General features: G+C 63.0%; 12 protein-coding genes. 5 read left to right on the forward strand and 7 right to left on the reverse strand.

Going from position 1 to position 11,061, the window contains the following annotated elements; translation table 11 throughout:
* Nucleotides 1-487 (reverse strand): sugar phosphate isomerase/epimerase family protein (locus AC5JJ6_RS15690; RefSeq protein ID WP_496042952.1); only part of this gene is annotated, 487 nt, incomplete at its 3' end.
* A 443-nt stretch (nt 488-930) separates the two neighbouring features.
* Here AC5JJ6_RS15690 and aroQ point away from each other — a divergent pair.
* The 5 genes from aroQ (at nt 931) to AC5JJ6_RS15715 (ending at nt 5,269) form a co-directional block, all read left to right on the forward strand.
* A complete protein-coding gene (gene aroQ / locus AC5JJ6_RS15695; RefSeq protein WP_496042953.1) occupies nt 931-1,371 on the forward strand; it encodes a type II 3-dehydroquinate dehydratase in 441 nt (146 codons plus the stop codon).
* 5 nt (nt 1,372-1,376) lie between these two features.
* On the forward strand, nt 1,377-2,234 hold the full coding sequence (locus AC5JJ6_RS15700; protein WP_496042954.1) for a shikimate dehydrogenase: 858 nt from the start codon (nt 1,377-1,379) through the stop codon (nt 2,232-2,234).
* Between the two features lie 90 nt (nt 2,235-2,324).
* Nucleotides 2,325-2,903 carry a TRAP transporter small permease gene (locus AC5JJ6_RS15705; RefSeq protein ID WP_496042955.1) on the forward strand — a complete coding sequence of 193 codons (579 nt, stop codon included), beginning with the start codon at nt 2,325-2,327 and terminating at the stop codon, nt 2,901-2,903.
* A 12-nt stretch (nt 2,904-2,915) separates the two neighbouring features.
* Nucleotides 2,916-4,199 (forward strand): TRAP transporter large permease subunit, encoded by a 1,284-nt coding sequence (locus AC5JJ6_RS15710; RefSeq protein WP_496042956.1) that lies wholly within the window; start codon nt 2,916-2,918, stop codon nt 4,197-4,199.
* A 47-nt stretch (nt 4,200-4,246) separates the two neighbouring features.
* Entirely contained in the window at nt 4,247-5,269 is a 1,023-nt protein-coding gene (locus tag AC5JJ6_RS15715; protein WP_496042957.1) for a TRAP transporter substrate-binding protein, read from the forward strand.
* 263 nt (nt 5,270-5,532) lie between these two features.
* Here the strand turns inward: AC5JJ6_RS15715 and AC5JJ6_RS15720 are convergent, their stop codons facing one another.
* The 6 genes from AC5JJ6_RS15720 to AC5JJ6_RS15745 form a co-directional block, all read right to left on the reverse strand.
* A complete protein-coding gene (locus tag AC5JJ6_RS15720) occupies nt 5,533-6,294 on the reverse strand; it encodes an SDR family NAD(P)-dependent oxidoreductase (protein WP_496042958.1) in 762 nt (253 codons plus the stop codon).
* A 238-nt stretch (nt 6,295-6,532) separates the two neighbouring features.
* Entirely contained in the window at nt 6,533-7,519 is a 987-nt protein-coding gene (locus tag AC5JJ6_RS15725) for an acetamidase/formamidase family protein (protein ID WP_496042959.1), read from the reverse strand.
* 38 nt (nt 7,520-7,557) lie between these two features.
* Nucleotides 7,558-8,286: an urea ABC transporter ATP-binding subunit UrtE gene (gene urtE / locus AC5JJ6_RS15730; RefSeq protein ID WP_496042960.1), complete on the reverse strand. Its 729-nt coding sequence runs from the start codon at nt 8,284-8,286 to the stop codon at nt 7,558-7,560.
* On the reverse strand, nt 8,276-9,001 hold the full coding sequence (locus AC5JJ6_RS15735) for an ABC transporter ATP-binding protein (protein WP_496042961.1): 726 nt from the start codon (nt 8,999-9,001) through the stop codon (nt 8,276-8,278). Before AC5JJ6_RS15735 ends, urtE begins: the two co-directional genes overlap by 11 nt.
* On the reverse strand, nt 8,998-10,041 hold the full coding sequence (locus AC5JJ6_RS15740) for a branched-chain amino acid ABC transporter permease (protein WP_496042962.1): 1,044 nt from the start codon (nt 10,039-10,041) through the stop codon (nt 8,998-9,000). Before AC5JJ6_RS15740 ends, AC5JJ6_RS15735 begins: the two co-directional genes overlap by 4 nt.
* Entirely contained in the window at nt 10,041-10,913 is an 873-nt protein-coding gene (locus AC5JJ6_RS15745; protein WP_496042963.1) for an ABC transporter permease subunit, read from the reverse strand. The genes AC5JJ6_RS15740 and AC5JJ6_RS15745 overlap by 1 nt, the downstream gene beginning before the upstream one ends.
* Nucleotides 10,914-11,061 lie beyond the last annotated feature (148 nt).

An 11,061-nucleotide genomic window follows, 5' to 3' on the forward strand; every position in this document is an offset into this window, starting at 1 on the left:
CGGCCTTCTGGACGATGGCCCAGGCGTGTTTCCAGGTGTTGACATGCCGGCCCCAGGCCAGCGCCTCGTACCCGACGCGCAGGCCGCGCCGCGATGCCCGCTCCGCCATTTCCGCCAGATCGGCCGCCGCCCTGATATCGTCGTCGATGGCGCTGGGCTGTACGTTGCTGCACACAAGGACCAGATCGGTGCCGAGCGCCTGCATGATGTCGAACTTCCGTTCGGCACGATCGAGGTTGCGTACGCGGATATTCTCGGGCATAGCCTCGAAATCGCGGAACGGCTGGAAGATGGTGATCGCCAGCCCCAGGCCTTCGGCGATCCGCCTGATATCGGCCGGCGACCCGTCATAGGTCAGCAGGTCGTTTTCAAAAATTTCCACCCCATCGAACCCGACGGCGGCTGCCGCCTCCAGCTTCTCCGGCAAGGTGCCGCTGAGGGATACGGTGGCGATCGACTTGGCGAAGGAGAAATGCTGTTCGGTCATAGTCGTCAAATCCACTTGCGTCGCTGGTCTGGAAGGGGTCCGGGGACGGGTTTCCAACGCGCATCGCTGGCGAGCGGTCGGAATGACTGCGTTTTCCAATCTATAGAAGACCGGAAGCCGCTGTTTTGACTGCTTGGAAAATGACGCTGCGTCGGCTTCGTGTTCGTCCGAACACGCATGACGGTTCTTCGACCATCGTTTCCTCCTCCGCGATCAGGGCTTCCGGCTTCCCATTCGGACGAGAACCGCCTACCCGATTTTTATGAACGTACCAGTTCGTACATTTCTGCTTGACACGAACGTACCAGTCCGTTCATTTTGTCGCAAGAAAAAAAACAGGCGGTTTGGGAGGACCATCTAGCCGCGACGGCCAGCAGACAGCCGGGACAATTCTCCGGCGTGCCGTAGCGCTAAGCCCATGCTGCTCAGCCTGGAGCACTTCAATGGCACACACCATATTCGTCCTCAACGGACCCAATCTGAACCTGCTCGGCAAGCGCCAGCCGGAGATCTACGGACGCGAAACCCTTGCCGACGTGGAAGCCGAATGCCGGCGGGTTGGAAACGATTTCGGCTTCATGATCGAATTCCGGCAGACCAACGCCGAGTTCCAGTTGATCGACTGGATCCACGAGGCGCGCGAAACCGCCGACGCCATCGTGATCAATCCCGCCGGCTGGTCCCATACTTCGGTCGCCGTGATGGACGCCCTTGCCGCCTGCACCTGCCCCATCCTGGAAGTGCATATTACAAACATCCATCGGCGCGAGGAGTTCCGGCATCACTCCTACGTCTCCAGCGTCGCGGCCGGGGTGATCTGCGGCTTTGGGACCCACGGCTATCCGCTGGCCCTTCAGCACCTCGCCAAGCGGCTTGGAGCGTGAATGTCATGACAGATACGTCGAGCCAACCAGCCTTTCTGGCTGGCCTGATCGGGTCCGGCATTCAGGCGTCCCGCACGCCGTCGATGCATGAGCGCGAAGGCGCAGAGCAGGGCGTCCGCTACGTCTACAGGATCATCGACATCGACAAGCTTGGCCTGGGCGTCGAAGCCCTGCCCGAGCTGCTGACCGCCGCGAAGCGGATGGGCTTCAACGGCCTCAACATCACCTATCCCTGCAAGCAGGCGATCATCCCCCTGCTGGACGAGCTGTCCGACGATGCCCGTCAGTTGGGCGCCGTCAACACCGTCGTCTTCAAGGACGGCCGAAGCTACGGCCACAACACCGACTGGTGGGGCTTCGCCGAAGGCTTCAAACGGGGATTGCCCGACGTCAAGCGCGATCGGGCCGTCCAACTCGGCGCAGGCGGAGCCGGCGCCGCCGTCGCCCATGCGGCACTGAACCTCGGTGTCGGCCAGCTTACGATCTTCGACATGGACAGCGCCCGGGCCGCCGGCTTGGCCGCCGACCTGTCGGCGCGCTTCGGCGCGGGCCGGGCGGTCGCCGGGACCGACCTTGCAAGTTCGGTCGCCGAGGCCGACGGGCTGATCCACTGCACCCCGACCGGCATGGCTAAGCTTCCCGGCATGCCCCTGCCGGCGGAGCTGCTGCATCCGGCGCTCTGGGTCGCCGAAATCGTCTATTTCCCGCTGGAGACCGAGCTTCTAAGAGTCGCCCGCGGCCTTGGGTGCCGGACGCTGGACGGCGGCGGAATGGCGGTCTTTCAGGCGGTCGGGGCATTTCAGCTTATTACCGGCATCGAGCCAGATGCGGAACGCATGCGCAGACACTTCCTATCAATGTAGACTGCGCTGTATAGGCTGGTATTCACGCCCTATAGAGGGCCGTGCAGACGCCGGCCAGCCGGCAAGTTCCGAATTCGGAGGGAGGGGACAATGAACAAAATAGTCGACGGCTATTTCACGTTGCTGAAGATCATTATCACGCTTTGTTTGGCGACGATGGTGGTTTTGGTCTTCGGCAACGTCGTATTGCGGTACGGCTTCAACATGGGCATCACGGCGTCGGAGGAAATCTCTCGCCTGCTGTTCGTCTGGCTGACGTTCCTGGGCGCCATCGTGGCCCTGCGGGAACACGGTCATCTCGGCGTCGACATGCTGGTGCGCCGCCTGCCCAGCGTGGGCAAGAAGATCTGTCTGGTCGTCAGCCATGTGCTGATGATCTACGTGTCCTGGCTGATGCTCGACGGCAGCTGGGCGCAGACGCTGATCAACATCGACGTCGCCGCTCCGGCGACCGGGTTCTCGATGGGCCTGTTCTACGGCGTCGGCGTCGTCTTCGGCGTCTCGGCCCTGGCGATCCTCTGCTACAACCTCTATCTCGTCGCCACCGGAAAGGCCACCGACGCCGATCTGGTCATGGTCCGCGATTCAGAGGAACTCGAAGAGCTTGAAGAGATGATCGAACACCACGGTCAGCCTCAGGCACTCACCGCGACCGCAGCCAAGAAGTAAGGGACACCGGAAATGGTGATTACGATTTTCCTGGGCTCCCTGCTGGGGTCCATGGCGCTCGGCATGCCGATCGCCTTCGCGCTGCTGATCTGCGGCGTGGCGCTGATGTACAACATGGATCTGTTCGACGCCCAGATCGTGGCGCAGAACGTGATCAACGGCGCCGACAGCTTCCCGCTGATGGCCGTTCCCTTTTTCATGCTGGCCGGCGAGATCATGAACGTCGGCGGCCTGTCCAAGCGCATCGTCAAGCTGGCGATGACCCTGGTCGGTCACGTCCGAGGCGGGCTTGGCTACGTCGCCATTCTGGCGGCCGTCATCCTGGCCAGCCTGTCCGGGTCGGCGGTCGCCGATGCGGCGGCGCTGTCCGCCTTGCTGGTCCCGATGATGGTGCAGGCGGGCCACGACAAGGCGCGTTCCGGCGGCCTGGTGGCGTCGGCGGGCATCATCGCGCCGGTCATTCCTCCCAGCATCGGCATGATCATGTTCGGCGTCGCCGGCGGCGTCTCGATCACCCAGCTCTTCCTGGCCGGCATCGTGCCCGGCATCATGCTAGGCCTGTCGCTCGTCGTCGCCTGGGCGCTGGTCGTCCGCAAGGAAAAACTCACCACGCCGCCCCGCGCATCGAAGCAGGACATGATCCGTGCCTTCGGCGAGAGCTTCTGGGCGCTTCTGCTGCCGATGATCATCATCTTCGGTCTTAAGTTCGGTATCTTCACCCCGACCGAAGCGGCCGTCGTGGCCGCCGTCTACTCGCTCTTCGTCGCGACGGTGATCTATCGCGAGCTGAAGCTGAGCGATCTCTACGATGTCTTCCTGACCGCCGCGAAAACCACCTCCGTCGTCATGTTCCTGGTGGCAGCCGCGATGGTCTCCGCCTGGATGATCACCGTCGCCGACCTGCCGAGCCTGGTCACCGAACTGCTCGAACCACTTATGGACAGCCCGACGCTTCTGCTTCTGGCGATCATGGCTCTTGTGGTCGTCGTCGGCACCGCGATGGACATGACCCCGACCATCCTGATCCTGACGCCGGTGCTGATGCCGGTGATCAGGGAAGCGGGCATCGACCCGGTCTATTTCGGCGTGCTGTTCATCATGAACAACGCGATCGGTCTGATCACTCCGCCTGTGGGTACGGTGCTGAACGTCGTGGCCGGCGTGGCGAAGATCAGCATGGAAGATGTCGTCAAGGGTGTCTGGCCTTTCATGCTGGCCCAGTTGTTCGTCCTGTTCCTGCTCGTGATGTTCCCCTCGCTCGTCACTGTTCCGGCGGCCTTCTTCTCCGGCCGCTAAGCCGCACCCCCAAAGAAAACAACGTTTCCACAGGAGGAAGAAAGACCATGTCCAACCGCTTCTCCAGGCTCGCCGCCACCCTGGCCCTTCCGGGCCTGCTGATCCTGGCACAGCCCGCCGCAGCCGAGATCAACAGCCACACCCTGAAGTTCGCGTCGCAGAACCAGAAGGGCCATCCCCAGGTGCAGGGCATGGAGAAGTTCGCCGACCTGGTGAAGGAGAAGAGCGGCGGCAAGATCACCATCAAGCTCTTCCCCGGTGGGACGCTGGGCGGAGACGTCCAGACGCTCTCCGCCCTTCAGGGCGGGACGGTCGAGATGTCCGTCATGAACGCCGGCCTGATGAGCGGCGTGTCGAAGGACTTCTCGCTGGTCGACCTTCCCTTCATGTTCCAGACGCCCCAGCAGGCGGATGCCGTCATGGACGGTCCGTTCGGCACCAAATTGGCGGAAGCCCTCCCCGCCAAGGGTGTCGTCGGTCTGGGTTATTGGGAACTTGGTTTCCGTAACCTGACCAACAACCGCCGTCCCGTGGCGAAGGCCGACGACATTGCCGGGCTGAAGATCCGCGTTCTCCAGTCGCCGGTCTTCATCGACCTGTTCACGGCGCTCGGAGCAAACCCGGTGCCGATGCCCTATCCGGAGCTTTACACCGCGCTGGAGACCGGCACGGTCGACGGTCAGGAAAATCCGTTCAGCAACGTCGTTTCCGCCAAGATGTTCGAGGTGCAGAAGTACCTGACCGTCACCAACCACATCTACAATCCGCAGATCGTGATCATGTCCAAGAAAGCCTGGGACAAGCTGAACGAGGACGAGCGGAAGGTGATCCAGGACGCGGCTTCCGAAGCGCGCGATTTCCAGCGCAAGGTGTCGCGCAGCCAGAGCGAGGAAGCGCTGGCCGAGCTGAAGAAGGCTGGCATGCAGGTGACCGAGCTGCCGGCCGATGAGATCGCCAAGCTGCGCGAAAAGGCCAAGCCGGTTATCGAAAAGCACTCGGCGGCAGCGAATGCTGACATGGTTAAAATGCTCAACGACGAACTTGCAAAGGCCGGTGGCGGTAAAATTTAATTAGACTGCCACGGTTAAAGACTGGGAACCCGGCTTATGCCGGGCTCCTCTTAAAAAATTTAGCGCAGAGATTGCTCTCTGCGCTTTTTTCATTGAACCAAACGGCCTTGAGGCAGTTATTGCAGTGCGGTCACCATGCCGCATACGCCTTCTTGGGCGTTTCCTCCCTAGACTTCAGGCCGCCTGCAAAGGCGGCCTTCTTTTTGCACATTTTTCTGGAAAATGACATTAAACTGACGGACGTATCCGTTAGATCATCATCATCAGAACTGCACTCCCCTGGTCAGCGCGCCATCCACGACGAGGTTGGTCCCTGTGATGAAGCTGGCGGCGGGACTAGCGAGGAAGACGGTCGCGTTGGCCATCTCCTGCGGCGTGCCCATGCGTCCGGTCGGATTGAGCGCCAGGGCCGTGGCGTAAAGTTCGGGATTGCCGTCCTTGATCTGGTTCCAGACGCCGCCTTCGAAATAGGTGTTTCCCGGTGAGACGGAGTTGGCGCGGATGCCCTTGCCGGCAAGCTGAAACGCCAACCCCTGCGTATAGTGGATCAGCGCCGCCTTGAAGGCTCCATACGGTCCGGCGGCAAAATCGATTTCCCGTCCGGAAACGCTGGAAATCGTCACGATGGACGGCGCCTTGCTCTTTTCCAGATGAGGCATGCAGGCGTTGACCAGGTGGACTGTCCCCATCATGTCGATGTCGAAGCCGCGTTTCCAGCTCTCGTCGTCGGTGCCGATGGCAAGGGCGCTGACGTTGGAAACGGCGATGTCGATGCCGCCGAGTTCCACCGCCGCGTCCGCAACCCAAGCCGCCAGCGCCGGCCCGTCGGCCACATCGACCGCCCGGCCCATGACATTGACGCCCTTGGACTTCAAGGCGGCCACCGTCTGATCGACGTCGTCGGCATGGCGCGCGCAGATCGCCACGTCGGCCCCTTCGGCCGCCAGCGTTTCCGCAATGGCGCGACCGATGCCCTTGGTCCCGCCGGTCACGACGGCCCGCAGGCCTTTCAATCCGAGATCCATTCGACGCCTCCCTGTGATGCCAAGGTCCGAAGAAGTTAATCGATGAGGACGCTCCTGCCGTAGGTCGGTCTAAAGCGAAGCGGCAGCCGACATCGACGCGCCTGCTTGTCGGCTGCCGCTTCGCTTTAGACCGACCTACGCGGCAAAAGTTTACTCATAGATCAAGCTCTCCAGCCCTTGGTTTGATTTTGGCAACTCCGGCTGCGAGCAGCACACTCGCCGCCGGAACTATCGAGACCTAACGGAAGTACTTCTTGGCGACCGAGGCGCCGACCGTGTATTTCGGATCGACCATGTTGCCGAGCCGCACCTTGGCGCATTGGGTGATCAGCATATACGCCTCCAGTTCGTCCATGTCCCACTCGGCGGCGGACCAGCGGACCAGTTCGCGATAGGCAATGCGGGCGGCGTCCTCCAGTGGGCGGGCGCTGCCGATCGTCATGAACATGTCTTCGGTCTCAAGCTGCGGCCACGCGATCTTGTGGTCCTTGATCAGGTCGATCTGGAGCGTGGTGGTGGAGGGGATCTCCAATGCCACGCCGCACAACTCGCCGTCGCCCTGGATCGCGTGGCAGTCGCCGACATACAGCAGCGCGCCGTCGGTCTGGACCGGCAGGTAGATCACCGATCCGGGCGCCACGTCCGGCAGGTCCATGTTGCCGCCGTAATAGTCGGGCTGAAGCGACGTGATCGCCTCGATCTCCGGCGAAACGCCGATGGTGCCGATGAAGGGTTCATAGGGGAGAGTGATGCGGTCGCTCCAGTAGACGCCGTTCTCGTCCACGTTGACCTTCTTGACCTTCTCCGGCAGCGGCTTGTTCAGCAGGGCCGTGCTGGTGGTGCCGACCAGACCGCCGAATTCCTTGATCAGGCAGGTGGTGCCGACCGGCTGCGGTCCGCGCGGCTTGACCGAGTGGATGTAGACGGCAAGGCAGTCGCCCTTCTTCGCGCCCTTGACGTAGACCGGCCCGGTCTGCGGGTTCAGGTAGGGGACGTTCAGCAGTTCGGACGGGATGTCGCTTTCCGACTTGATCTTGCCTTCGAACGCGTCGTGGGTTTCCGCCTCGACCACCGCGCCGGGTTCGACCTCGATCACCGGCTCGGCATAGGGACCGTAGACGTAGTGGAACTTGCCTTGCTGCTCGATCGTGATCTTCTGGCGCGACGTTTCCTTGCCGCCGGCGACGCCCCGCTTGGCCATGATGGATGTTTCCAGCCAGGACATTCTTTATTCCTCCGCAGGTTGGTATTCAGTATTGAAACTCAGACTGCGAGATAACGGCGTACCGTCTCGCGGTCGTTCAGTTGTTCAGGCGCCACTTCCGTGACGATCCGGCCCTTGTCCATGACGTAGCAGTGCCGGGCCATGGCCCGGATCATCTCCAGGTTCTGCTCGACGAAGACGATGGTGATGCCCATCGACCGGTTGAGTTCGACCACGATCCGCGCGATCTCCTGGACGATGCTGGGCTGGATGCCTTCCGACGGCTCGTCCAGCAGGATCAGCGACGGACTGCCGACCAGCACCCTGCCGATGGCAAGCTGCTGCTGCTGGCCTCCCGACATGGTGCCCGCCCGCTGTTTCCGCCGTTCCCGCAGGATCGGGAAGAAATCGTAGACGCGATCATAGTCGGCGGGCTTCTTCGCACCGTGGATCATCTCACCGACCTTCAGGTTCTCCTCCACGGTCATGCGGGGGAAGACCTCCCTGCCCTGCGGCACGTAGCCGATGCCGAGATGGGCGCGCTGGTGCGGTTTCAGGCCGCTGATGTCGCGGCCCTCGAACGTCACTGCCCCGTCCATCGCAGGCAGAAGCCCGATCAGGGTCTTCATCAGGGTCGATTTGCCGACGCCGTTCCGCCCGATCACCGCCGCGATGGTGCCCTGCTCCACGGTCAGTTCGACCCCTTGCAGGACGGGCTTGCCGCCGTAGCCCGATCGCAATCCCGACAGGGCCAGCAGGGAGCCGTTGGTGTGCGCGTCAGTCATCATGATCGACGTGTCCAAAGTAGATCTCGGCGACGGCGTCGTTGGCGGTGATCTCCGCCACCGTGCCCTGGGCGAAGATCTGGCCGAAATGGAGGACCGTCACCCGCTGGGCGATCTGGCGGACGAAGGCCATGTCGTGCTCGACCGCCAGCACGGTGACGCCGTCGGCGTTCAGCGCGCGGACCATCTCGCCCGTCTCATAGGTCTCGTCGGGCGACATGCCGGCGGTCGGTTCGTCCAGCAGCAGCAGGCGCGGCTTCAGGCTGATCGCCATGCCAATTTCCAGCCACTGCTTCTGCCCATGGCTGAGGCTGGCCGCCTGCATGTCGGCCGAGGCGGTCAGCCGCAGGAATTCCAGCAGGCGGGCGATCTCCTCGTCCAGCGATGCCCCTTCCAGATGGTGCTGAAGGGCAATGGTCAGGTTCTGCCGGACGCTGAGCGCCGCGAAGATGCCGGGCACCTGGAACTTGACGCTGATGCCCTTGCGGATGCGCTGGAACGGCTTGAGGTGCGTAATGTCCTCGCCGGCATATAGGATGCGTCCGCTGGACGGGGAATGCTCCCCCAGGAACAGGCGGAACAGCGTGCTCTTGCCGGCGCCGTTGGGGCCGATCAGGCAGTGGACCTCCCCCTCGTTCAGTTCGAAGTTGACGTTGTTGGTGACGCGAAGCCCGCCGAAGCGCTTGTTCAGGTCGATGGTCTGGAGGAGTGCGGTCATCGGGCTCCCCTCAGGCGTCGGGACAGGCCGGCGATGCCGGGGATCAGGCCTTGGGGGGCGAACAGCACGACGACGACCAGCAGCGCGCCCATCACGACCAGCGCGTACTGGCTGCCGTAGATGGTCAGGGTCTGGAAGACGCTGAGCACGGCGAAGGTGCCGACCAGCGTCGCGGTCAGATCGCTGCGTCCTCCCACTGCGACCCAGACCACCGGCAGCGCCGCCGCCGTCAGGCCCATGCTGGACGGCGTGATGTACTGCCCCCAGGAGGTGTAGAGAACGCCGCTCAACCCCGCCAGCGAGCTGCCGATGATGAAGGCGATGAGCTGGTACTTGCGGACGTCGTAGCCCAGCATTTCGGCCCGTTCCGGATTCTCCCGGATCGCCACCAGGACATTGCCGAACCGCGAGTTCACGAGAATCCGAAGGCCCAGATAGACCACGACCAGCAGCGCCAGGATGACGTAGTAGAGCTGCACGTCGGGGAACAGCACGATGTCGCCGCCGAACCACGGGATGGTCAGCGGCGGCATACCGGTCATGCCGTTGAAGCCATTCAGCCGGGCTTCGCCGATCCGCCATTCCGGCCCGGCTGTCTGCGCCATGAACCGCTCGAACACCAGCGTTACCGAAAGCGTGACGATGCCGAGGAAGACGCCGCTGATCCGGCCGAAGAACAGGAAGTAGCCGAGCACCGCCGCGAACACCGCCGACACCGCCACGGCGATCACGACGGCCAGGATCGTGAAGCCGTAGTCGCTGCCGTAGTTGAGCGTCAGGACGCCGTAGGCATAGCCCGCCAGTCCGAAGAAGGCCGTCTGGCCGAACGATAGCGCACCGCCGTAGCCCCAGATCAGGCTGAGGCCCAATGCCATGAAGATCCAGTTGAAGAAGTAGACCGTGTTGCCGACGGTCCAGCCATCCGTGAAGCTCGGATAGGCCGCCGCCGCCAGCACCACCACGACGAAGCCGGTCCAGAACGCAGGCCCCCGGCCCATCGTCTGCGGCCCGTTGAGAAGCTTGTTCGCCTTTGCCAGCATCAGCCGCGCTCCCTCAGCAGCCAGCCGGAAATCCCGTTGGGCAGGACGCGGATCACGACGATGACGGCGATCAGCATGCTGATCTGGCCAGCCAGTTGGCCCTGCCACGAGGTCATCGCCGCCTTAATGACGCCGAGTACCGCAGCGGCGGGCGCCGTGCCGAGGAACACGTCGGCCCCTCCGACGACGACGGTCACGAAAGCTTCCATGATGAAGGTGGCGCCCATCGACGGCACCATGGTCATGGTCGGGGCATAAAGCCCGCCCGTCAAACCGGCGAGCGCCGAGCCGAGGCCGAAGGTCAGGCAGTAGATCAGGCGCGTGTTGACGCCCAGCGCCTCCGCCATATGCGGAACCTGGATCGTGGCGCGGGCATGGACGCCGAACCGCGTCTTGTTGAAGATCAGGTACAGCGCCACCAGCACGACCACGGCGGCTGCCATCAGCACCAGCCGGTACTGCGAGTACGAATAGTCGCCGAAGGTGAAGCTGGACAGCGGGGTCCCGACGCCGCGCATCGTCGATCCCAGCAGGATCAGCACGCCCTGGGTCGCGATCAGGCTGATGCCCCAGGTCGCGACGATGGTGTCGAGTGGCCGGTTGTACAGGTGCCGCACGACCAGCAGTTCGAGCAGGATGCCGACCAGGCCGGCGGCAAGGGTGCCGCAGGCGATGCCGAGCGGCAGCGGCAACCCTGCCCGGACGGCGAAGACGGTGACATAGGCGCCGCACATGATGAACTCGCCATGGGCGAGATTGATGACGCCCATCATGCCGAAGATGATCGCCAGCCCGCACGCCGCCAGGACAAGGAACGCGAAGGCGTCCCCCGCCTGATAGAGGAATGCGAAAAGCGCACTTAGTATTTCCATCAGTCAACGATCCCCGAAACGGAAGTCTCCTGAGGCTGACTGGGCAGATTCCCGTTCCCCGTAGGTCGGTCTAGAGCGAAGCGGCAGCCGACTAGCAGGCGCGTCTATGTCGGCTGCCGCTTCGCTCTAGACCGACCTACGGCATGAG

The organism is Skermanella sp. (assembly GCF_059503625.1).